Raw genomic sequence first — 22,326 nt, 5'->3', positions numbered from 1 at the left:
CCTCATCCCCGTCCTGGTCTTGATTTCCGCCCGGCGCGGACGCAAAAGGCGTCGGACCTTTCAACAGCTGCCGGCGCCCATGAACTTCATCATCCGCACCGCCGTTTCCGGCGACATCGCCGCCTTCACCGAGATTTACCGCGAATCCGTGCTGAACGGCGTGGCGAGCTACGAGATCGATCCGCCATCGCCCGACGAGATGGCGGCGCGCTTTGCGGCGATCACCGGCAAGGGCTATCCCTATATCGTGGCGGTGGAGCAAACCGGCCTCATTCTGGGCTATGCCTATGCCTCCGCCTTCCGCACGCGCCCGGCCTATCGCTGGCTTGTCGAGGATTCCGTCTATCTGGCGCCGGAGGCACGCGGCAAGGGTGTCGGCCGCGCGCTTCTGGCGGAGCTCATCCGCCGGTGCACGGCACTCGGCTTCCGCCAGATGGTGGCCGTCATCGGCGGGGCGCATCCCGCCTCCATCGCCGTTCACGCCGCCGCGGGTTTCGAGCACAGCGGCCACATGAAGGCGACGGGCTTCAAGCACGGCCGCTGGCTGGATACGGTGTTCATGCAGCGCGCGCTCGGCGACGGCGCGGAAACGGAGCCGTCGGCGGCGGATTATCCGGGCACGATGGCATGAAAACGCGGTGGTGAAATCCCGGGGCGCTGCCTAGAGCATTTCCAGCCGAAGCGAAGTCGCTTCGGCGTCGGATAATGCGGTAAAAACAGGAATCTAGAGCATTTCCGGTGAATCGGAGTTCACCGGAAAAGCTCTAGGTCTCGACGAGACGCAGCACCTTGTCGAAGACCTTCAGCACCTGCTTCAACTCGTGGCCGCGTTTCAGGATCGTGCCGTGCTGGTTGATGACGCTGTAGGCACCCTGCTTGGCGGCGAGCTTGGGGTCCTTCTCGATGCGGTAGAGCGGCATTTCGCCGGAGCGCTTGAAGATGGAAAACACCGCCCGGTCGCGCATATGGTCGATCGCGTAATCGCGCCAGGCACCCTCGCCGACCATGCGGCCATAGACCCAGAGGATTGCGTCGAGCTCCCTGCGATCGAAGGTGACCGGCAGCGGATCCTTGCTGCTGCGGTATTCCCTGAGGTCGACCACGACGTTGGACGCCTGCAAATCCGGCTGATCTGTCATCGAATCTCCGTACCTGCTGTATGACGGCACGGTGACAGTTTGCCTGAGTGGCCTTGAAATGCAAGCCGAAGCGCCGAGACTTGCGATTTCGCAAAAAAGCGGTCCCGCCGCATTTCAGACAAACAGACGCCCAAATTTGAGACGACAGTCCCGCTGTCCGCTCACGCCGGCCTGCTGCCTTGTGCACAAAGCAGGTTTGCAGGGAGCGCGTCACTCGGAGCTGCCTTGTATTCCGTTGCCGGCAGCTTCGTCCAGGTCCGGTCCGTCTCTCTTCGAACCCTCAAGCCCCAGCCCCTCGAGGAAGCCGGGCCGGACCTTCCTCCACGCCTATCGCGAAGATTTTTCGCCCGTGAGCACGGTGGCGCCCAGAATGGCGCCGGGCGTGTCCGCCGTCTTCATGCGCTGGACCAGCACGGCGCAGCCGCCGGCCTTCTTTTTCTTCTTCAGCATGTCGGCGGGAAGCACGAGATTGGTTTCCTTGCCTTCCCACATGCCGATCGTTTCCATCGAGGTCACGGCGTGCCAGTAGTTGACCGTCTTGCCGCGGTTTTCGCCCTTGTCGATGTTGATCGTCCGCTCGCGCTCGAAATAGGCGATGACGATGTTGGCCTTGCCTTCGCCGGCGCCGACGCGGATGCGCAACTCGTCGTTCGCCACGGCCACGTCGACCGGCACCTTCAGGCCCTTGCCTTCGGTGGACAGGGCGCCGATGCGGTCGCGGATGCCGGAGATATTGGCGCCGTTGATGTGCTCGCGGCCGTTCAGCACGGCCTGGGGCGTGTAGACGCCGTTGCGGCCGAACATGCGGGCATAGGCATATTGCCGGTCGGTATTGTCCTTGGAGGCGAGCGTGTCGGCCCAGCCGAGATAGTTCCAGTAATCGACGTGATAGGCAAGCGCCACGACCTCGCCCTCGCGCACCAGGGTTTCCAGCGCCTTGTCGGCGGGCGGACAGGACGAGCAGCCCTGGCTGGTGAAGAGTTCGACCACACCCTTGGGCGCGACGGCCTCCTGCGCATGGGCAGCGCCGGCAGCGAGCGTCAGCAGGATCGCCAGACATTCCGGAAGATGCGGTCTCGGCATGATCATTCCCAATGGAGCACCGGCATGGGCCGGCCTTTTCGAGCCCGTCATACGCCGTTGCGGCTTCAACAGGAAGTCACGATGGAGTGAGATTTTGGGGGGCAAATCCGGCAAAACATGAACCGATTTTGCGTTCGGAAGGGCGAAACGCACCCCAAAACGAAAAATGCCGGGGCTAAAGCCCCGGCATCGTCTCTTTCAGGCCGGATCGCTCAGGCGGCGAGGTCGCGAAGAACGGTCTGCAGGATACCGCCGTTGTTCATGTACATGACCTCGTCGAGCGTATCGATGCGGCAAAGCAGCGGTACGTCCTTCACCGTGCCGTCGGAGTAGGTGATCTTGGCGATCTTCTTCTCGCGCGGCTTGATGTCGCCTTCCAGGCCCTCGATCGTGACGATCTCGTCGCCCTTCAGGTCGAGCGAAGCCCAGCTCGTGCCTTCCTCGAAGACGAAGGGCACCACGCCCATGCCGACGAGGTTCGAGCGGTGGATGCGCTCGAAGGACTGGGCGATCACGGCCTTCACGCCGAGCAGGTTGGTGCCCTTGGCCGCCCAGTCGCGCGACGAGCCGTTGCCGTATTCGACGCCGGCGAAGATGACGAGCGGAACGCCCTCGGCCTTGTACTTCATGGCCGCATCGTAGATCGAAAGCTCTTCCTTCGTCGGGTAATGGATGGTGTAGCCACCTTCCTTGCCGTTCGGGCCGAGCATGTGGTTGCGGATGCGGATATTGGCGAAGGTGCCGCGCATCATGACTTCATGGTTGCCGCGGCGCGTGCCGTACTGGTTGAAGTCGGCGACGGCGACGCCGTTTTCCGTGAGGTAGGCACCGGCAGGCGAGGCCGCCTTGATCGAACCGGCCGGCGAGATGTGGTCGGTCGTGATCTTGTCGCCGAAGAGACCCAGGACGCGGGCGCCCTTGATGTCCTTGAGGCCCGAACCGGTCTTGCCCATGCCCACGAAGTAGGGCGGGTTCTGCACGTAGGTCGACTGGTCGTCCCATGCATAGGTCTGTCCATCCGGCACCTGAACGGCCTGCCAGTTGGCGTCGCCCTTGAAGACGTCGGCATATTTCGCGGCATAGAGCGCGCGGGTGACGTATTTCAGGATGAATTCCTGGATTTCCTGAGAGGTCGGCCAGATGTCCTTGAGGTAGACGGGGTTGCCGTTCTGGTCTTCACCGAGCGGTTCCGTCGTCAGGTCCTTCTGGACCGTGCCGGCCAGGGCGTAGGCCACGACGAGCGGCGGGGAGGCGAGGTAGTTCGCCTGCACGTCCGGCGAGATGCGGCCTTCGAAGTTGCGGTTGCCGGACAGGACGCCGGCGGCGATCAGGCCCTTGTCGTTGATCGTCTTGGAGATCGGTGCGGGCAGCGGGCCGGAATTGCCGATGCAGGTCGTGCAGCCGAAGCCGACGAGGTTGAAGCCGAGCGTGTCGAGATCGGCCTGGAGGCCGGACTTGGCAAGGTATTCGCCCACCACCTGCGATCCCGGTGCCAGCGACGTCTTGACCCAGGGCTTGGTCTTCAGGCCCTTGGCGACGGCGTTGCGGGCGAGCAGGCCGGCGGCGATGAGGACCGACGGGTTGGACGTGTTGGTGCACGACGTGATGGCGGCGATGGCGACGTCGCCATGGCCGAGGTCGTAGTCGGTGCCTTCGACGGCGTAGCGGGTGGAAAGCTGGCCGGGCTTCTTGTAGTCGTTCTCAAGCGCCGTGGCGAAGCCCGATGCGATGTTCTCGAGCGGGATGCGGCCTTCCGGACGCTTCGGGCCGGCCATGGCCGGAACGACGTCGCCGAGGTCGAGTTCGAGCGTGTCGGTGAAGACGAGGTCGGCGCCGTCGCCGTCACGCCACATGCCCTGGGCCTTCGAATAGGCTTCGACGAGTGCGATGCGCTGCTCTTCGCGGCCGGACATGGTGAGGTAGTTGACGGTTTCGCTGTCGACCGGGAAGAAGCCGCAGGTCGCGCCGTATTCCGGGCCCATATTGCCGATCGTCGCGCGGTCGGCGAGCGTCATGTTGTCGAGGCCGGGGCCGAAGAATTCGACGAACTTCGAGACCACGCCCTTCTTGCGCAGCATCTGCACGACCATCAGCACGAGGTCGGTCGCGGTGACGCCTTCCTTGAGCTTGCCGGTCAGCTTGAAGCCGATGACCTCGGGCAGCAGCATGGAGACCGGCTGGCCGAGCATGGCGGCTTCGGCTTCGATGCCGCCCACACCCCAGCCCAGGACGCCGAGACCGTTGATCATGGTCGTGTGGCTGTCGGTGCCCACGCAGGTATCCGGGTAGGCGATGGTCTCGCCGTCTTCTTCCTTGGTCCAGACCGTCTGGCCCAGATATTCCAGATTGACCTGGTGACAGATACCCGTGCCCGGAGGAACGACGCGGAAGTTCTTGAAGGCCTGCTGGCCCCACTTGAGGAAGCGGTAGCGCTCGCCGTTGCGCTCGTATTCGAGCTCGACGTTGCGGGCAAAGGCGGTCGGCGTGCCGAATTCGTCGACGATGACGGAGTGGTCGATGACGAGGTCGACGGGAACGAGCGGGTTGATCTTTTCCGGATCACCGCCGAGCGAAACCATCGCGTCGCGCATGGCGGCGAGGTCGACGACGGCGGGAACGCCGGTGAAGTCCTGCATCAGCACGCGCGCCGGGCGATAGGCTATCTCGTTTTCGACGGTGCCCTTGTTCTTGAGCCATTCGACGACGGAGAGGATCTGCTCCTTGGTGACCGAACGGCCGTCCTCGAAGCGCAGCAGGTTTTCCAAGAGCACCTTCATGGAGTAGGGCAGCTTGGAGATGCCGGCGAGGCCGTTCGCTTCAGCCTTGGGCAGGCTGTAATACACATAGTCTTTGCCGTTGACCGTGAGGACCGAACGACAATTGAAACTGTCTAGGGATTTGGACACTTGATACCCCGTCTCGTCTGGCGCCAGAAATCTGACGTACGAACGCCCGTGCGCGTTTAGCGCGAATGGGATGCGGGTGCGGTCATTTCCGCTGTCCGTACGCGGAAATCATTCCCGTGTTCGGCGCTTGGATGATATTCACGCCGACCGCTGGCGTGTTGCGGGCGTTATAGATAATTTCTAAGGAACGATCCAGAGCGCCGAACGGTAAAACGGCACAATTTTTTTGCATTGCGACCCAGGTCGTAAAGGGAAAGTGAAGCACCATGCGGCTCGTCGCCGAAGGATTGAGCGCCAGGCGCGGCGAAGACCTGATTTTCCGGGATATTTCCTTCGAAATCGCCAGCGGCGAAGCGCTCGTCGTCACGGGTGCGAACGGCTCGGGCAAGTCGACGCTCTTGCGTGTGCTGGCCGGATTGCTGGCCGCGGAGGCCGGCACGGCGCGGCTTCTTGCTGCAGCGCAACCGGTGGAGCGTCTCGCCGAAGCCGCCCACTATCTCGGCCACCGCAACGCCATGAAGCGCGAACTGACCGTCGACGAGAACCTCACCTTCTGGAAAGCCTTCCTTGGCGATTTCGCCGGCGGCGCGGGCCTGTCCGTCGATGAGGCGGCCGACAGGGTGGGGCTTGGTGGAATCGTGCATCTGCCCTTCGGCACGCTCTCCGCCGGCCAGCAGCGCCGCATGGCGATGGCCAAGCTGCTCGTCGCCTGGCGCCCGGTCTGGATCCTCGACGAGCCGACGGCTGCGCTGGACGTGGCGGCCGAAAGCATGTTCGCCGGGCTGGTGACGGCCCATCTGTCGCGCGGCGGCATCGCGATCGCCGCAACGCACCAGCCGCTCGGGCTCGACGGGGTGAGGGAACTGCGGATGACGGGGTTTACGGGCGTGGCGGAGACGGTGTGGTGATGACGCCTGCATATGCCTCGATCCCCCCTCATCCGCCTGCCGGCACCTTCTCCCCGGTGGGGAGAAGGGGAAAATCGCAAACGTTTCCTGTTTCCTTCTCCCCGCCGGGGAGAAGGTGGCCCGAAGGGTCGGATGAGGGGGGTGAACAGGCGTCACCGCTGCTGTTCGCCAAGGTTCCCGCATGATCGCCCTCCTCGCCCGCGACCTGAAACTCTCCATGCGTGCCGGCGGCGGGGCGCTGATCGGCGTGCTGTTCTTCATGACGGTCGTCGCCGTCATTCCCTTCGGCGTGGGGCCGGACCTCAACCTTCTCGCGCGCATCGGGCCCGCCATCCTCTGGATCGGCGCGTTGCTCGCCTCGCTGCTCGGGCTCGACCGGCTGTTCCAGGCGGAGCGCGAGGACGGTTCGCTCGATCTTCTGTTGATGCAGGAGACGCCGCTGGTGCTCACCGTCTTCATCAAGTGCCTGGCGCACTGGCTGGCGACCGGCCTGCCGCTGGTCATCGCCTCGCCGCTGCTCGGCCTCTTCATGAACATGGACGAGGTGGCGATCGGTGCCACGACGCTGACGCTTCTGGTCGGCACGCCGGCGATAACGTTCATCGGTGCGGCCGGGGCCGGCATCGCTGTTGCCTTGCCGCGCGGCGGGTTGCTCGTCTCCATCCTCGTGCTGCCACTCGCCATTCCCGTGCTGATCTTCGGCGTCTCCGCTGTTTATGCGGCGATCCAGGATCCCGCACCCTTCCTGCCGCCCTTCCTCATCCTCGTGGCGCTCAACCTGTTCTTCGCGGTGATCGGTCCCGTGGCGGCGGCCGCCGCGCTTCGCCTATCCAGCGATTGACGGGCCGAGTTGACAGGCCGAATTGACAGGAATGTGATTGCGGCAGATCAATTGAAGAGACGGGGCTGACGCGTTAAAGAACCATCATGAGCGAACCGAGCCTTGCCATCCGAAAATTCAGCGACCTTGCCAACCCGACGCGGTTCCTGGCGCTGGTCGCCATCGTCTGGCCGTGGCTTGCCGCGCTGACGGTCTGTCTGTTCGCCGTCGGGCTCTACCTCTCCTTCGCATCGGTGGATGATTATCAGCAGGGCCAGACGGTGCGCATCATGTATGTGCATGTGCCGGCGGCCTGGCTTTCGATGATGTGCTACACGGTCATGGCGCTATCGGCGCTCGGCACGCTGGTCTGGCGCCACCCGCTGGCCGATGTCTCGGCCAAGGTCGCAGCACCGCTCGGTGCCGGCTTCACCCTCGTCGCCCTCATCACGGGGTCGCTGTGGGGCAAGCCGATGTGGGGCACCTGGTGGGTGTGGGATGCGCGGCTCACCTCGGTCTTCGTGCTGTTCCTGATGTATCTCGGCCTCATCGCGCTCAACCGCGCCATGGACGACCCGACGCGCGCCGCCAAGGCCAGCGCCATCCTCATCCTGGTCGGCTTCGTCAATATCCCGATCATCAAGTTCTCGGTCGAATGGTGGAACACGCTGCACCAGCCGGCGAGCGTGATGCGCATGGATGGCCCGACCATCGACCCGGCCTTCCTGTGGCCGCTGCTGATCATGGCCGTCGCCTTCACCATGCTGTTCTTCACGCTGCATATCCTTGCCATGCGCAACGAGATCCTGCGCCGCCGCATCGCCGTGCTGCGCCGCCATGCCGCCCGTTCCGCCGGAGAGGCCGCATGAGCCACGCCTTCTACGTCACGGCGTCCTATATCGCCGCCTTCGCCGTCGTCTTCGGCCTCGTGCTGTGGGTCTGGCTCGACCATCGCGGTCGCCACCGCGAGCTTGCGCGCCTCGAAGCCGCCGGCATCCGCCGCCGCTCCGCGCGCCAGGAGAATGCGGGATGAGCGAGACCGAAGGCAATGCGGGAGCCGGCGGCAAGCGCATGCGCGTCATCCTGGCCGCCCTGCCGCTCGCGATCTTCGTCGGCCTCGCGCTGATCTTCTGGACGCAGCTCACCTCCGGCCGCAGCACGTCGGAAATCCCCTCGGCGCTCATCGGCACCAAGGCGCCCTACCGTGACCTGGAGCCGCTGGCCGGCGCTATCAGGAACGGCGCGCCGGTGCCGGCGCTCACCACCGAAACGGGCAAGGGCAAGCTGACGCTGGTGAATTTCTGGGCCTCCTGGTGCGTGCCTTGCCGGCAGGAACACCCGATCATTCTCGCCCTCTCGCAGGACCCGCGGCTCAACGTCGTCGGCGTCAACTACAAGGATCGCGCGGAGGGTGCGCTCGGCTTCCTCGGCGAGCTCGGCAATCCCTTCTCGGCCATCGGTCTCGACCCCGTCGGCAAGATGGCGATCGACTGGGGCGTCTACGGCATTCCGGAAAGCTATCTCGTCGGCCCCGACGGCACGATCCTCTACAAGCGGGTCGGTCCGTTCGACGACAGGAGCCTGAAGGAAGGCCTGTTCCCGGCCATCGAGAAGGCACTGGGCACGCCCGCGCAGGGCGGCTGACGGCCGGTCCTCATCCTCAAAATGTCAGGCAATGGCCGAGGCGAAAGCCTCAGTCGTCCTCGCCGTGGCCGACGATCATCATGGCCTCGAAGGCCATGCGCTCGACCTTGCGCATGCGCTCGGATTCCGATTTCAGCTGGCCGCAGGCGGCGAGGATGTCGCGGCCGCGCGGCGTGCGGATCGGAGAGGCATAGCCGGCCTGGTTGATGAAATCGGCGAAACGCTCGATCTGCTCCCAGTCCGAACACTGGTAGTTCGTGCCCGGCCAGGGATTGAACGGAATGAGGTTGATCTTGGCGGGAATGCCCTTCAGGAGCTGGATGAGCAGCTTGGCATCTTCCAGGCTGTCGTTCACGTCCTTCAGCATCACATATTCGAAGGTGATGCGGCGGGCGTTCGACAGGCTCGGATAGGCGCGGCAGGCGTCGAGCAGTTCCTTGAGCGGATACTTCTTGTTGATCGGCACCAGCATGTCGCGCAGCTCGTCGCGCACGGCATGCAGCGAGATCGCGAGCATCACGCCGATTTCCGAGCCGGTGCGGTAGATTTCCGGCACGATGCCCGATGTCGACAGCGTGACGCGGCGCTTGGAGAGCGACAGGCCGTCGCCGTCGGTTGCGATCAGCAGGGCGGTCTTGACGTTCTCGAAATTGTAGAGCGGCTCGCCCATGCCCATCATGACGATGTTGGAGACCTTGCGTCCCTCGGCGGGCACGATCGCACCGGCCGGCGTGTCGCGGTCCGGGAAGTCGCCCAGCCGGTCGCGCGCTAGCAGCAGCTGGGAGAGGATTTCCTCCGCCGTGAGGTTGCGCACCAGCTTCTGCGTGCCGGTGTGACAGAAGGAGCAGGTGAGCGTGCAGCCGACCTGGCTGGAAATGCACAGCGTCCCGCGGCCTTCCTCGGGAATGTAGACGGTCTCGATCTCCACCGGGCGGCCGGCGCCGCGCGCGGGAAAGCGCAGCAGCCACTTGCGGGTGCCGTCGCTGGAGATCTGCTCGTCGACGATTTCCGGGCGTGCGATGGTGAAATGCGTCTTCAGCATTTCGCGCATGTCCTTGGAGACATTGGTCATGTCGTCGAAATCGGAGACGCCGCGCACATAGAGCCAGTGCCAGAGCTGGCTGACGCGCATTTTGACCTGACGCTCGTTGACACCCTTTTCCACGAGCGCGCGGCCCATGTCCTCGCGAGAAAGACCGATCAGCGTCGGCTTTTCGGCGGCCGGGATGTTGCGGACGACGGGTGCCTTCACCGGCTCGGCGGTATTGAGAAAATCCATGCTTGCCATCGGGTCATTCCCCAGGAACAGGCTGCCCCGGCGCAGGCTTTTGCGCCACAAGCGGTCCATGCTCGACAGAAGTTACGACGGGCCAAACAGCGCGTGGTGATGCGGTTTGCGGCCCAGTTGCGCGCCCTTTAGCACTGTTCCGGCGGAAAGTCACCAGTCTTGCCCGTGCACACCTCGCGGAAGCAGGCGCGCAGCCAGCGGTGCGCCGGGTCGGCATCCATGCGCGGATGCCACAGCATGGAAACCGTGAAGTCCGGAAGGTCCACCGGCAGCGCGAAACTTGCAACGCCATCACGGAAGGCAGCCGTCGCACGGTCGGAGACCTGCGCGATGAGGTTGGAGCTGCGGGCAAGCGCCACGGCCTCGGAAAAGCTCGCGACGGTCACGGCGATGTGGCACTTCAGGCCCATCCGCTCCAGCGCCTCATCGACCGGCCCGCGCTCGCGGCGTCCGCGCGAGACGAGGATATGGTCGCCCGCGGCGTAGCGCGCCGCGTCCAGCGGGCCGTCGAGCAGCGGATGGCCCGCGCGCACGATGCCGATGAAGCGGTCGCGAAACAGCGCCTGCGCGCGCACCTCCGGCCCTGTCGTGTCGCCGATCACGCCGGTTTCGAGATCCACCGTGCCGTCGCGCAGCGGCGTGCTCTCCTTGTCGGGTTTCGCCACGAAGCGCAGGACGACGCGCGGCGCCTCGCCGGCGATGCGGGCGACGAGTGCCGGGCCGAACGTCTCGACGAAGCCCTCGCGGTTGCGCAGCGTAAAGGTGCGCTCGAGCGTTTTGAGATCGAGGCTGCGTGCCGGGCGCAGCAGCGCTTCGGCGTCCTCCACGACCCGGCCCACCAGTCCACGCAGTTCCAGCGCACGCGGCGTCGGCACCAGTCCGCGCCCGGCGCGCACCAAAAGCGGGTCGCCGGTGACGTCGCGCAGCCGCGCCAGCGCCCGGCTCATGGCGGAGGGGCTGAGCCTCAGCCGTTGAGCGGCACGCGCGACATTGCCTTCGGCAAGCAGCACGTCGAGCGTGACGAGGAGATTGAGGTCGGGTCTGGCCATGCGGGTCATCCTAGCACGGCTGCGAGACGATGACATGGCGTCAAACGCACGAATGAAGTGCAAATGCTGCGCCTTCCGCCATGTTTCACCTGGGCCTATCTCTCTGACCAAACCAGAGGATCAGACCATGGACCATATGCACGTCATCGCAAAGGATCGATCGGGCCGGATGGGCGCGCTGGCGGGCCTGTCGCTCGCCATTCTGCTCTCGTCGCTCGGCACCAGCATCGCCAACGTCGCCCTGCCGACGCTCGGCCACGTCTTTTCCGCCAGCTTCCAGCAGGTCCAGTGGGTCGTGCTGGCCTATCTGCTTGCCAGTACGGTGCTGATCGCCGGGATCGGGCGTCTCGGCGATCTCTTCGGCCGGCGGCTCCTGCTGCTCGGCGGGCTTGCGCTCTTTTCCGTCGCCTCGCTGCTGGCCGCCGCCGCGCCGTCGCTCGCCGTGCTCATCGTCGCCCGGGCGTTCCAGGGGGCGGGGGCTGCCGCGATGATGGCGCTCGCCATGGCCTTTGTCAGCGAAACGGTGCCGCAGGCGCGTATCGGCAGCGTCATGGGGCTGTTCGGCACGACGTCGGCCGTCGGCACGGCGCTCGGTCCGTCGCTGGGCGGCTTGCTGATCGCGACTTTCGGCTGGCCGTCGATCTTCCTTATCGCGGTCCCTTTCGGCATCCTGGCCTTCGCGCTCGTGTGGCGGTTCGTGCCCGCCAGGCGGGTGGCGAAAGGCGCGGGCCGCTTCGATCTGGCCGGCGCCGCGCTGCTCGCCGCAGCACTCGGCGCCTATGCGCTGGCGATGACCGTCGGTGCGGGCGGCGTCGACGCCTGGAATGTCGGCCTGCTTGCCACGGCAGCGGTGGCGGCGGCGCTCTTCGTCCTCCGGCAGCGCCGGGCGGCTTTCCCGCTCATCCGCCCCGCGGCGTTTCGCCGCCCGGGTTTTGCGGCCAGCCTCGTTGCCAGCATGCAGGTGGCGACGGTCATCATGGTCACGCTGGTCGTCGGGCCCTTCTACCTGTCGCGCACGCTCGGCCTCGGCCCCGCCCATGTCGGCTTCGTTCTGGCGGCCGGCCCTTTGGTCTCCGTGCTGACCGGGGTCGTGGCGGGGCGCATGGTCGATCGCTTCGGCGCCGTCAGGATGACGCTCGCCGGGCTTGCCACCATGGCGGCCGGTGCGGGCGCACTGCCCGTGCTGGCCAGCCTGTTCGGCCTTGCCGGCTATATCGCCGCCATCGTCGTGCTGACACCCGGCTACCAGCTTTTCCAGGCGGCGAACAATGCGGCCGTCATGTCCGGCGTGCCCGAGGGGGAACGCGGCGTCACGTCAGCGCTCCTGAACCTGTCGCGCAATCTCGGCCTGATCACCGGGGCATCGCTGATGGGCGCGATCTTCACGCTGGCGGTCGGAACCAAGGATGTGGCCAATGCCGGCGGTGCCGCCGTCGCGACCGGCCTTCACGTCACCTTCGCCGTGGCGGCGGCGCTTCTCTTGGCCGCGCTCGCCCTGATGGCTTTCCGTTTCAGGCCGAACAGATCAGGCACCGCCTGAAACGACAAAGGCCGGCGTGACGCCGGCCTTTGTGTGTATTGGACGAGCGCGTCTCAGCGGCAGGTTTCGATCTGCTTCAGCGCCGCCGAAATGCCCGAGAGCGAGTAGGAATAGTTGGTGCCGGTGCCGCGGCGCGAGGTCGCCTGCACCTTCATGTCGCGGCCGCTGCGCATGGCGGCGACAAGCGCCGGCTCTTCGGCGGCGTTCTCGACCCAGGCAGAGTTGCCCTTGACGAACATCACGAAGTTGCGGCCGTCGATGTTGACGTTGACCTTGGAGCCTTCCTTCAGCGGATAGCCCATCATGGCCTGCGGCTCGTAGGAGATGTTCTGGCCCGGGCGCTGCGAGACGAGGAAGAAGATGTCGCCGTGGTCGACGCCGGCCGGGTTCTTCTCCTTGGGAACGGAGAGGACGTAGCACACCTTGCCGCCATTCGCCTGGTAGGAATAGGCACCCCAGGCATTGAACTGCTGAATGCGCGTCGGCGACTGGGCCGAGGCAACGCCGGCGGTCGTGAGAACGAGGGCGAGTGCGGTTGCGAGCTTTCTTACAAACATGTTTTCCTGCCGGTTGTCTTGCCAGTGGTTGCGGCCGAAGGCGATGCCTGTCCTGCCGGTGTCGGCCATGCATGATGACGATTTGATTTATTTTGACTTAATTCAGGTTACCAAACCGTCAACATACACGCATTTTACGAAGGCCATCCGCGCCGCACCGGGACATGATTGCGTCGAACCGCACCGCTGCCTTCTGAAAGAAAGGCGGGCGTCCCCAGTCCCCATTTGGTGAGATAGAACCCGTCGAACCCCTTAAAGGCACAAGGAATAGGGCAAGATTTTGACCCGGATCGTGGCAGTCCTGTGGCGGGCGGCCTATCGCGTCGGTTGCAGGTCCGGTTCGTCCGCAAGCGCCTTGTCGGCGGCGACATAGTGATCGTCGCGCACATGGCCGCGGACGGCGGCAAACGCGGCCGTCAGGACGGCGATGTCATCGGTGAAACCAACCACCGCCAGGAAGTCGGGAACGACGTCGATGGGCATCACGAAATAGGCGAGAGCACCGAGCAGCGTGCCCCGGACGCGCAGCGGCGTGCGGGGATCGAGCGCGCAATAATAGGAGGCGATGAGGTCGCGCGAAAATGGGATCTGCCGCACGGCGCGCTTGAGAACCGGCCAGAACCGCTTCTGCACACGCTCGCGCTGGCGCTCCTGTTTGGCTTCGTCTCCCGGCAGAAGAATCTCGCCGATCTTCACATCATCCATGCACGGCCTCCTTCAGGTGGCGATGCCGGTTTCGCCCGGCGTTCCTCACATGGGAATGCAGTCACGTCGCTTCAACTCTTCGTGCGCAGAGCCGCCGCGCCGTCCATCGCCGCTGCCAGCTTGAAGTCTAACGCGGTCAGGCCGCCCGCATCGTGGTTGGTCAGCCGCACGTCAACGCGGTTGTAGACGTTGAACCATTCGGGGTGATGGTTGAACTTCTCCGCGGCGAGCGCGCCTTCGGTCATGAAGCCAAAGGCCTCGCGGAAGGACTTGAACCGGAACGTCTTCTCGATGGCGATGCCGTCCTTCGAACGGGACCAGCCATCCACGGTGGCGAGCGCCTCGGTGATGGCGGCTTCGTCGAGCTTTTCCTGTTTCATCGGCCCTTCCTTTCTGTCGCGCCATGGAGAACGGCGCCGCAAGGCGCCGTGTTCCGTGGCATGTGGCGTCGGCGTCAGACGAAGAACTGCCCGCCATTGGCCGAGATGGTCGAGCCGGTGATGAAGCCGGCATCGTCGGAGGCCAGGAAGACGACGACGCGGGCGATTTCCTCGGGTTCGCCAAGACGCCCGACGGGGATGAGCGGAATGATCCGCTCGTTGAGCACCTTCTCGGGAATGGCGCGCACCATCTCGGTGCCGATATAGCCGGGGCAGATTGCGTTGACGGTGATGCCCTTGGCGGCCCCCTCCTGCGCCAGCGCCTTGGTGAAGCCCAGGTCACCGGCCTTGGCGGCCGAATAGTTCGCCTGGCCCATCTGGCCCTTCTGGCCGTTGATCGAGGAGATGTTGATGACGCGGCCGAAACTCCGGTCTCGCATGCCCGACCAGATCGGATGCGTCATGTTGAAGAGGCCGGTGAGGTTGGTGCCGATCACGGAGCCCCATTGCTCCGGGGTCATCTTGTGAAACATCGCATCACGCGTGATGCCGGCATTGTTGACGAGAACGTCGACCGGGCCGAGATCCGCCTCCACCCTGCCGATGCCCTCCACGCAGGCCTCGTAGCTCGATACGTCCCACTTGTAGACCGCAATCCCGGTCTCGGCCTTGAAAGCTTCGGCAGCCTCGTCATTGCCGGCATAGTTGGCGGCCACCCTGTATCCGGCTGCCTTCAGCGCCACCGAAATGGCTGCGCCGATGCCCCGCGATCCGCCCGTTACCAGTGCTACCCTGCTCATTTGGCTCACTCCCCTTGTGTTTTTTTCAGTGAGACCCGACGCCCCGCTGGCGGCGGGTCATGGCAAAGCAGCGTGCAAGCCGGCGCTTACAGGCGCTCGACGCACATTGCCACGCCCATGCCGCCGCCGATGCAGAGCGTGGCAAGGCCCTTGGACGCGCCGCGGCGCTTCATTTCGAAGAGCAGCGTGTTGAGGATGCGGGCGCCCGACGCGCCGATCGGATGGCCGATGGCGATGGCGCCGCCGTTGACGTTGACGATCGAAGGATCCCAGCCGAGATCCTTGTTGACCGCGCAGGCCTGCGCCGCGAAGGCCTCGTTGGCCTCGACGAGATCGAGGTCGCCGATCGACCAGCCGGCGCGTTCCAGCGCCTTGCGCGAGGCCGGGATGGGGCCGGTGCCCATGATCTTCGGGTCGACGCCGGCCGTCGCCCAGGACACGATGCGGGCAAGCGGCTCGATGCTGCGGCGCGCGGCTTCCGCCTCGCTCATCAGCAGCGTGGCGGCCGCGCCGTCATTGATGCCTGAGGCGTTGCCGGCGGTCACCGTGCCTTCCTTGTCGAAGGCGGGACGCAGCTTCGTCATGGAATCGAGCGTGGCGCCGTGGCGGATATATTCGTCGGCATCGACGGTCACGTCGCCCTTGCGGCCCTTGACGATGAAGGGAACGATCTCGTCCTTGAAGCGGCCTTGCGTCTGCGCGGCCTCGGCCTTGTTCTGCGAGGCGACCGCGAAGGCATCCTGCTCGTCGCGCGACAGCTGCCACTGCCGGGCGACGTTTTCGGCGGTGATGCCCATGTGGTAGCCGTAGAAGGCGTCGGTCAGGCCATCCTTGATCATCGTGTCGATCATCTTGAAGTCGCCCATCTTCACGCCGCCGCGCAGATGCGCGCAATGCGGCGCCATGGACATGGATTCCATGCCGCCGGCCACGATGATGTCGGCGTCGCCGGTGGCGATCTGCTGCATGCCGAGGGCGACGGCGCGCAGGCCCGAGCCGCAGAGCTGGTTAAGGCCCCAGGCGGTCGCCTCCTGCGGAATGCCGGCCTTCATGGCGGCCTGGCGGGCCGGGTTCTGGCCTTCGCCGGCCGGCAGGACCTGGCCGAGAATCACTTCGTTCACCTCGCCGGCCTCCACGCCCGCGCGCTCCAGCACCGCCGAGATCGCCGCGGCCCCGAGTTCGTGGGCGGGCGTGTTGGCGAAGGCGCCGTTGAAGGCGCCGACGGCTGTACGGGCGGCACTGGCGATGACGATGGACGAGGTGCTCATGGTGTGTTCTTCCTCAGTTCTGCGGCCGGGCTTGCGGCCTTGGAACCAGGCTCCAGCGTGCAAACGACGCAGGCCCGGCGGTTCTCCCGACGTCAAAACTGGCAAAGCGGAGGGGGAGAGTCAAACCCGATATCCGGCCTCGCTAAAATTTCATCGGCGCGACATGCAGCATGAAAATTCATGTTGCGCAGCATTCCTCGCCGCATCGCACAAATCGATTGTCAGGCGGGGTGTTTTTGCCGATACTCGAAACGACCAAAAAGAAAATGGAAGACGGGTATGAGGAGACCCTAATGGCCAAAAACGACGGTCAGATCGTCATCAAGAAATATGCGAACCGCCGGCTCTACAACACGGGCACGAGCACCTATGTGACGCTCGACGATCTCGCGGTCATGGTGAAGAAGGGCGAGGACTTCACCGTGCAGGACGCCAAGTCGGGTGACGACATCACCCATTCGGTGCTGACGCAGATCATTTTCGAGCAGGAATCGAAGACGGGCAATACGCTCCTGCCGATCTCCTTCCTTCGCCAGTTGATCTCCTACTACGGCGACCAGATGCAGATGGTCGTCCCGAGCTATCTCGAACATTCCATGCAGGCCTTCACGGACCAGCAGGTGCAGATGCGCGAGCAGATCAACAAGACTTTCGGCGATACCCCGCTCGGCAAGAATCTTCAGGTGCCGATGGCGCTCGTCGAGGAGACGGTGCGGCGCAATACCGAGATGTTCCAGCAGGCGATGAAGATGTTCTCGCCCTTTGCCAATGCCGCTCCGCCCAAGGAAACGCGCAAGGCCGAGGCCAAGGACATCGACGAGCTGAAGGAACAGCTGCGCGCGCTCCAGACGAAGCTCGACAATCTCGGCTAACGCCGGGGGAAGGGCGCGGGTCCGACCCGCGCCGTCAAAGCCCGATCGAGAGATCGCGGCTCGCCGTGCGGATCGAGACCGCGAAACCGGCGACGACATCGATGAAGATGATGGTCATCAGGATGAAGAAGATCTGCGTTGCCGCGCCCTGCACCAGCAGGAACTCGACGAGTGCGACGACGAACAGCACCATCGACAGCATGTGATCGAGCAGCGCGCGCGAGCCTGGCCGCGTGGCTTTCAGGATTTCCACGAACAGCAGCGCCAGTGCGATGAGGATGATGAGGTCGCCGAAGGCCAGCGTCCACGTCGCGCCCGAGAGCATGTTGACGGATAGGACCTCGCTGTCGAGCACGGCAATGCCGCCGGTGCCGAACAGGCCGGTCATGGCGAGATTGTATAGCGCAAAGGGCAGGATCAGCAGCGGTATGGCCAGCAACATCGGCAAACTCCCGGTGGCCGCGCGTCATGGCGGCGTCCGGGCCCTCTTAGCCGAAGATCGCCCGCAAGGAAACGGCGGCGTGCCGGAATGGGGCGGATCGATAAAAAATGCCGGCAAAAGAAAAGGGCCGGTCGCCCGGCCCCTGATCTCAGCTGACGCTGGAAACGCGGATTACGCGCTTTCCTTCGGCGTCAGAACCTGGCGACCGCGGTACATGCCGGTCTTCAGGTCGATGTGGTGCGGACGGCGCAGTTCGCCCGAATTCTTGTCTTCGACGTAGGTCGAGCCCTTGAGCGCGTCTGCCGAACGGCGCATGCCGCGCTTGGACGGGCTTACTTTTCTTTTCGGTACAGCCATTTGACTAACTCCACTTATCAGGCAAACACATCCTCGCGCCACCGAATGGCTGACAAGAACATGTCGTTATCTCGGAAATTGGGCCGGCTTATACACAGCAAAACCCTGCTTGACCAGTCCCCGCCCGGTTTTTTTCGATTCCGCCGCCTAGGCCTCGTCCTCCGGCACGATCCACGGTTCGGCCAGCGCGGCCGCCTGCCACTTCTGCCATGCCGGATGCGCCTTCACGCGGGCGATATAGGCGAGCACGGCGTCGTCCTGCGTGAGGCGATAGGTTTCCAGCCGGTTGACCACCGGCGCATACATCGCATCCGCTGCCGAGAAGGCGCCGAACAGGAAGGGGCCGCCAGAGCGCGCCAGCGCCTCCTTCCAGATCGTCTCGATGCGCGCGACGTCGTCCGTCACGCCGTCGGGAAGTGCGATGGCGCGCGGTGCGCGGCGAATGTTCATCGGGCAGGCATTGCGCAGCGCGCGGAAGCCGGACAGCATCTCCATCGAAATCGCGCGGGCCTCGGCGCGGGCGCCTGCATCCTTCGGCCAGATGCCTTTATCGGGGAAAAGCTCGGCGACATATTCGATGATGGCGAGCGATTCCCACACGCGCACATCGCCGTGATGCAGCACCGGCACGCGCCCCGTCGGCGAGATCGCCTTGAACTTCGGATTGCCCGCCGGGAAATCGAAGGGGATCACCTCATCTGTGAACGGCACGCCGGCCGCTTCCATGGCGATCCACGGCCGCAGCGACCAGGACGAATAGTTCTTGTTGCCGATATAGAGGATGAGGTCGGACATGGCATGGGCTCCGTGTGAGAGGCCGCATGGTTACGCGCTCAAGGGTGCCGGCGCCAATGAAAAGCCGTGACGTCAGTCATAAAGGCATGTGATGTAATCGCCCGAGCGGCCCGCCCGCCGGTCGATCAGCCGCGCCAGGCTCTGCAGGCCAGGGCCGGGCTTGCCGGCATTGCGTGTATAGGGATTGGGCAGCGAGACCGCCAGCAGTGCTGCCTGGCGGCGCGAGAGCTTGGCGGCGGAAACGTTGAAATGATACTGCGCCGCCGCCTCGATGCCGTAGATGCCAGGGCCCCATTCGGCGACGTTGAGGTAGATTTCCATCAGGCGGCGCTTGCTCCAGACGAAGTCCGCGACCACGGCGAGCGGCACCTCCATGGCCTTGCGCACGAAGGAGCGGCCGTTCCACAGGAAGAGGTTCTTGGCGGTCTGCATGGGGATGGTGCTGGCCCCGCGCGTCTGCTCGCCGGCCAGCGCCTCGTTGACGACCTCGCGCATGGCGCCCCAGTCGACGCCGGCATGACGGCAGTACTGCCCGTCCTCCGACATCATCACGGCGCGCACCACATTGGGCGAGATGTCCTCGAAATCCACCCATTGTCTGTCATAGCCGCGCAGCAGCACGACATCGCGCAGCATGAGGGTGGAGATCGGACGGACGAATTCCACGGTATAGAGCAGGATCAGCACATAGGGCAGGGCAATGAAGGCCAGAAGCGCCAGACAGAGGCGTCGCCAGTTCCTGCGGAGGCGGGTCATCCAGCCATCCCTGTCATCGGGCTGCGTCTCCCTTTCGATCGTGTCTTCCCGCGTCTCAGGTACGATGTCCAAGTGCCGGCGCCCGTCCTTCTAGTGTTGCGACTTCATACCGTTCCGGCGCGCCAAAAACCAGCACTGTGCCGCGATTCTTTGTCGCCATCCCGTCCTTCCCGTTGCTTCGGCCGGGGGGCCATGCCAAAGAGCGGCCATGAGCGAGCGTCATCAGGAATTTCTGTCCCTCTTGAAGAGCAATGGCGAGGCGGTGGAGACCGTCCTGGCCACGCTGCTCTCTGCGGATGTGCAGCCGGGCGAGATCGCGCGCCCGGCGCGGCTTCTCGCCGCCATGCGCCACGGCGTGCTGAACGGCGGCAAGCGCCTGCGCCCGTTCCTCGTCATCGAGGCGGCCGCGCTGTTTGACGGAGCGGAGCGCGAGACGGCGCTGCGCGTCGGTGCCGCGCTGGAATGCATCCACTGCTATTCGCTGGTGCATGACGACCTGCCGGCCATGGACGATGACGACCTGCGCCGCGGCCAGCCGACCGTGCACATCGCCTTCGACGAGGCCGCCGCGATCCTTGCCGGAGACAGCCTTCTGACGCTCGCCTTCGATATCGTCGCTTCGCCCGAAACGCGGCTGCCCGACGCCACGAAAACAGCGCTCGTGCTGGCGCTTTCGCGCGCCGCGGGCATCGGCGGCATGGCCGGCGGCCAGGCACTCGATCTCGATGCCGAGAAGACGGCGCCGGACGAGGCCGGTATCGTCACATTGCAGGCGATGAAAACGGGGGCGCTGTTGCGCTTTGCCTGCGAGGCCGGCGCGATCATCGCGGGCGCGTCGCCTGCCGATCGCGCGACGCTGCGCCGCTACGGCGAAACCGTCGGCCTGGCGTTCCAGATCGCCGACGACCTGCTCGATCTCACCGCCGATGCCGCCACCATGGGCAAGGCGACGGGCAAGGATGCGGAGCGCGGCAAGGCGACGCTGGTGGCGCGCCGCGGGCAGGCCTGGGCGGAAGACCGCCTCCAGGCGCTTGTGAAGGAGGCCGAGGCGCTTCTTGCGCCCTTCAGCCATCGGGCCGGAATCCTTATCGAAACCGCCCACTTCATCGCCAATCGCAGGAACTGACGCCATGAGCAAATTCTGGTCGCCGATCGTCGCCACGCTCAAGCCCTATGTCGCGGGCGAACAGCCGCGCATTCAAGATCTCATCAAGCTCAACACCAATGAAAATCCCTACGGGCCGTCGCCCAAGGCCATCGCCGCCATGCAGGCTGCCGTCGCCGACAGCCTGAAGCTCTATCCAGACCCGTCGGCGCTGGCGCTGCGCCAGTCGATCGCCCGCTTTCATGGCGTGGCGGAGGACGAGGTGTTTGTCGGAAACGGTTCCGACGAGGTGCTGGCGCATGTCTTCGCCGCCCTGCTCAAGCACGAGAAGCCGCTCCTCTACCCCGATATCACCTACAGCTTCTACCCGACCTATTGCCGCCTGTTCGGCATCGAGGCGGTGGAGATCGCGCTGAAGGACGATTTCACCGTCGACCTCAAGGATTATGACCGCCCCTGCGGCGCCATCATCCTCGCCAACCCGAACGCGCCGACGGGCATCGGCCTGCCGCTTTCCGCCATCGAGGCGCTGGTTGCCGCCCATCCCGACCAGCCGGTGGTGATCGACGAGGCCTATATCGATTTCGGCGGCGAAAGCGCGATCCCGCTGACGAAGACATACGACAACCTGCTCGTGGTGCACACGCTGTCCAAGTCGCGCTCGCTGGCCGGCCTGCGCGTCGGCTACGCCATCGGCCAGCGCCCGCTGATCGATGCGCTGGAGCGCGTCAAGGACAGCTTCAATTCCTATCCGCTCGACCGCATCGCCCAGGCCGGCGCCACCGCCGCCATCGATGACCGCGCATGGTTCGACGAGACGCGCGGCAAGGTCATCGAGAGCCGCGAACGCGTCACCGGTGCGCTGCGCCAGCGCGGCTTCGAGGTTTTGCCCTCGCAGGCGAATTTCGTCTTCGTCCGCCACCCCGATCACAGCGGCGAGGCGCTCGCGAGCGGCCTGCGCGAGCGGGCGGTGCTCGTGCGCCACTTCGCCAAGCCCCGCATCTCGGATTTCCTGCGCATCACCATCGGCACGCCGGAAGAATGCGACCGCCTGATCGCGGCGCTTGAAGAGATCGTCTGAATTTTCGCCAGCCCCCTCATCCGCCTGCCGGCACCTTCTCCCAAGCGGGGAGAAGGTGGCCCGAAGGGCCGGATGAGGGGGATGCTTCCCGTCACGCCCCGACAGGGACATGTGGTGCAATTCTCCGGCTGTCGGACGACAAGCGGATCGCGTATCGTTGCCGCAAATCCATCCGGTGACCCCATGACCGACCTTACCCCCTACCTGCCGCAGCTTGCCGTCGCCTGGACGGCGTACCTCATCGGGACCGCCTCGCCGGGCCCGGCGATCCTCGCGATCATCTCGACATCGATCAGCCGCGGCCGGCAGGCGGGCGTGGCGCTCGCGCTTGGCGTCCTCACGGGCTCCTATGTCTGGGCGATCCTCACCGCCTCGGGCCTGTCCGCCCTCATCCGCACCTATGGCGAGGCGATCATCGTGCTGAAGATCGTCGGCGGCTGCTACCTGCTGTGGCTGGCCTGGAACGCGTATCGCGCCGCACGCAAGAGCGAGGAAACCTACCGCGCGCAGATCGCGGCCATGCCGGCGCTGTCGCCGCGGCGACAATATCTCAAGGGGCTCGGCATCCACATCACCAACCCAAAGGCGATCTTCAACTGGATCATGCTGACGTCGCTCGGCATGCCGCCGGGCGCACCGGGCGGCGTCATGGCGACCTTCATCGCCGGCTGCATGGTTATGGGCGTCTGCGTCTTTCTCGGCTTCGCGCTGGTCTTCTCGCTCGCACCGGTGCACCGCGCCTATCTGAAGTCGCGCCGTGCCATCGAGGGCGTCATGGCCGCCTTCTTCGCCTTTGCCGGCTTCAAGCTCCTGACGACGCGGCTTTGAGCC

General features: G+C 65.0%; 25 protein-coding genes. 11 read left to right on the top strand and 14 right to left on the bottom strand.

Translation table 11 applies throughout. The features are described 5' to 3' along the window. Positions 1-79 precede the first annotated feature (79 nt). A complete protein-coding gene (locus K6301_RS14275; protein WP_247217837.1) occupies positions 80-631 on the top strand; it encodes a GNAT family N-acetyltransferase in 552 nt (183 codons plus the stop codon). 133 nt (positions 632-764) lie between these two features. Here the strand turns inward: K6301_RS14275 and K6301_RS14270 are convergent, their stop codons facing one another. From K6301_RS14270 to acnA, 3 genes are all read right to left on the bottom strand, one after another. Then, on the bottom strand, positions 765-1,139 hold the full coding sequence (locus K6301_RS14270) for a DUF2794 domain-containing protein (protein ID WP_134648304.1): 375 nt from the start codon (positions 1,137-1,139) through the stop codon (positions 765-767). 327 nt (positions 1,140-1,466) lie between these two features. After that, the gene (locus tag K6301_RS14265; protein WP_425475402.1) at positions 1,467-2,225 is read right to left on the bottom strand and encodes a DUF1223 domain-containing protein; all 759 of its coding nucleotides are present in this window, start codon (positions 2,223-2,225) and stop codon (positions 1,467-1,469) included. A 209-nt stretch (positions 2,226-2,434) separates the two neighbouring features. Next, positions 2,435-5,128 (bottom strand): aconitate hydratase AcnA, encoded by a 2,694-nt coding sequence (acnA, locus tag K6301_RS14260; RefSeq protein WP_247217833.1) that lies wholly within the window; start codon positions 5,126-5,128, stop codon positions 2,435-2,437. Between the two features lie 266 nt (positions 5,129-5,394). Between acnA and ccmA the strand changes: the two genes are divergently transcribed. From ccmA to K6301_RS14235, 5 genes are all read left to right on the top strand, one after another. Then, positions 5,395-6,036, top strand: a complete 642-nt coding sequence (gene ccmA, locus K6301_RS14255; protein WP_247217831.1) for a heme ABC exporter ATP-binding protein CcmA — start codon at positions 5,395-5,397, stop codon at positions 6,034-6,036. 181 nt (positions 6,037-6,217) lie between these two features. Further along, positions 6,218-6,877, top strand: coding sequence for a heme exporter protein CcmB (gene ccmB, locus K6301_RS14250; RefSeq protein ID WP_134648296.1), 660 nt, complete (start codon positions 6,218-6,220; stop codon positions 6,875-6,877). Positions 6,878-6,963: 86 nt separating this feature from the next. Continuing rightward, complete coding sequence (locus tag K6301_RS14245) at positions 6,964-7,725, top strand: heme ABC transporter permease (protein WP_247217829.1); 762 nt, start codon at positions 6,964-6,966, stop codon at positions 7,723-7,725. Beyond that, complete coding sequence (gene ccmD, locus K6301_RS14240) at positions 7,722-7,889, top strand: heme exporter protein CcmD (protein ID WP_247217827.1); 168 nt, start codon at positions 7,722-7,724, stop codon at positions 7,887-7,889. The genes K6301_RS14245 and ccmD overlap by 4 nt, the downstream gene beginning before the upstream one ends. Then, a complete protein-coding gene (locus K6301_RS14235; protein ID WP_247217825.1) occupies positions 7,886-8,500 on the top strand; it encodes a DsbE family thiol:disulfide interchange protein in 615 nt (204 codons plus the stop codon). Before ccmD ends, K6301_RS14235 begins: the two co-directional genes overlap by 4 nt. Before the next feature lie 49 nt (positions 8,501-8,549). On the opposite strand, the gene rlmN is transcribed toward K6301_RS14235, so the two are convergent. Both rlmN and K6301_RS14225 read right to left on the bottom strand, forming a co-directional pair. Further along, entirely contained in the window at positions 8,550-9,779 is a 1,230-nt protein-coding gene (rlmN, locus tag K6301_RS14230) for a dual-specificity RNA methyltransferase RlmN (protein ID WP_461675930.1), read from the bottom strand. Between the two features lie 137 nt (positions 9,780-9,916). Beyond that, complete coding sequence (locus K6301_RS14225) at positions 9,917-10,837, bottom strand: LysR family transcriptional regulator (protein ID WP_247217824.1); 921 nt, start codon at positions 10,835-10,837, stop codon at positions 9,917-9,919. 127 nt (positions 10,838-10,964) lie between these two features. Between K6301_RS14225 and K6301_RS14220 the strand changes: the two genes are divergently transcribed. Continuing rightward, on the top strand, positions 10,965-12,377 hold the full coding sequence (locus K6301_RS14220; RefSeq protein WP_247217822.1) for an MFS transporter: 1,413 nt from the start codon (positions 10,965-10,967) through the stop codon (positions 12,375-12,377). 53 nt (positions 12,378-12,430) lie between these two features. On the opposite strand, the gene K6301_RS14215 is transcribed toward K6301_RS14220, so the two are convergent. From K6301_RS14215 to K6301_RS14195, 5 genes are all read right to left on the bottom strand, one after another. Beyond that, positions 12,431-12,934 carry an invasion associated locus B family protein gene (locus K6301_RS14215; RefSeq protein ID WP_247217820.1) on the bottom strand — a complete coding sequence of 168 codons (504 nt, stop codon included), beginning with the start codon at positions 12,932-12,934 and terminating at the stop codon, positions 12,431-12,433. 315 nt (positions 12,935-13,249) lie between these two features. Further along, on the bottom strand, positions 13,250-13,639 hold the full coding sequence (locus tag K6301_RS14210) for a YkvA family protein (RefSeq protein WP_247217818.1): 390 nt from the start codon (positions 13,637-13,639) through the stop codon (positions 13,250-13,252). 71 nt (positions 13,640-13,710) lie between these two features. Continuing rightward, positions 13,711-14,019, bottom strand: a complete 309-nt coding sequence (locus K6301_RS14205; protein WP_160871800.1) for a 4a-hydroxytetrahydrobiopterin dehydratase — start codon at positions 14,017-14,019, stop codon at positions 13,711-13,713. 74 nt (positions 14,020-14,093) lie between these two features. Continuing rightward, on the bottom strand, positions 14,094-14,819 hold the full coding sequence (gene phbB, locus K6301_RS14200) for a beta-ketoacyl-ACP reductase (protein ID WP_247217816.1): 726 nt from the start codon (positions 14,817-14,819) through the stop codon (positions 14,094-14,096). A gap of 86 nt (positions 14,820-14,905) precedes the next feature. Then, a complete protein-coding gene (locus K6301_RS14195; protein WP_247217813.1) occupies positions 14,906-16,087 on the bottom strand; it encodes an acetyl-CoA C-acetyltransferase in 1,182 nt (393 codons plus the stop codon). A gap of 293 nt (positions 16,088-16,380) precedes the next feature. Here K6301_RS14195 and phaR point away from each other — a divergent pair, with 293 nt between their 5' ends. Then, on the top strand, positions 16,381-16,959 hold the full coding sequence (gene phaR / locus K6301_RS14190) for a polyhydroxyalkanoate synthesis repressor PhaR (RefSeq protein WP_247217811.1): 579 nt from the start codon (positions 16,381-16,383) through the stop codon (positions 16,957-16,959). A 34-nt stretch (positions 16,960-16,993) separates the two neighbouring features. Here phaR and K6301_RS14185 read toward each other — a convergent pair whose 3' ends face one another. The 4 genes from K6301_RS14185 to mtgA form a co-directional block, all read right to left on the bottom strand. Continuing rightward, the gene (locus tag K6301_RS14185; protein ID WP_160871802.1) at positions 16,994-17,401 is read right to left on the bottom strand and encodes a hypothetical protein; all 408 of its coding nucleotides are present in this window, start codon (positions 17,399-17,401) and stop codon (positions 16,994-16,996) included. 171 nt (positions 17,402-17,572) lie between these two features. Beyond that, the gene (gene rpmF, locus K6301_RS14180; protein ID WP_134648268.1) at positions 17,573-17,758 is read right to left on the bottom strand and encodes a 50S ribosomal protein L32; all 186 of its coding nucleotides are present in this window, start codon (positions 17,756-17,758) and stop codon (positions 17,573-17,575) included. A 147-nt stretch (positions 17,759-17,905) separates the two neighbouring features. Beyond that, on the bottom strand, positions 17,906-18,553 hold the full coding sequence (locus tag K6301_RS14175) for a glutathione S-transferase family protein (protein WP_247217808.1): 648 nt from the start codon (positions 18,551-18,553) through the stop codon (positions 17,906-17,908). 72 nt (positions 18,554-18,625) lie between these two features. Continuing rightward, positions 18,626-19,381: a monofunctional biosynthetic peptidoglycan transglycosylase gene (gene mtgA, locus K6301_RS14170; protein WP_425475347.1), complete on the bottom strand. Its 756-nt coding sequence runs from the start codon at positions 19,379-19,381 to the stop codon at positions 18,626-18,628. Between the two features lie 136 nt (positions 19,382-19,517). On the opposite strand from mtgA, the gene K6301_RS14165 reads away from it, so the two are divergent. The 3 genes from K6301_RS14165 (at position 19,518) to K6301_RS14155 (ending at position 22,323) form a co-directional block, all read left to right on the top strand. Then, positions 19,518-20,435, top strand: a complete 918-nt coding sequence (locus K6301_RS14165) for a polyprenyl synthetase family protein (RefSeq protein ID WP_247217806.1) — start codon at positions 19,518-19,520, stop codon at positions 20,433-20,435. A gap of 4 nt (positions 20,436-20,439) precedes the next feature. Continuing rightward, entirely contained in the window at positions 20,440-21,495 is a 1,056-nt protein-coding gene (gene hisC / locus K6301_RS14160) for a histidinol-phosphate transaminase (RefSeq protein WP_247217805.1), read from the top strand. A gap of 183 nt (positions 21,496-21,678) precedes the next feature. Further along, complete coding sequence (locus tag K6301_RS14155; protein ID WP_247217804.1) at positions 21,679-22,323, top strand: LysE family translocator; 645 nt, start codon at positions 21,679-21,681, stop codon at positions 22,321-22,323. Positions 22,324-22,326 lie beyond the last annotated feature (3 nt).

Origin of the sequence: Shinella oryzae, from assembly GCF_023038235.1 — a bacterium.
GTDB classification, from domain to species: Bacteria; Pseudomonadota; Alphaproteobacteria; order Rhizobiales; family Rhizobiaceae; genus Shinella; species Shinella sumterensis.
Note: the sequence above shows the minus strand (reverse complement) of the source record. Positions and strands in the feature narration are given on the sequence as shown.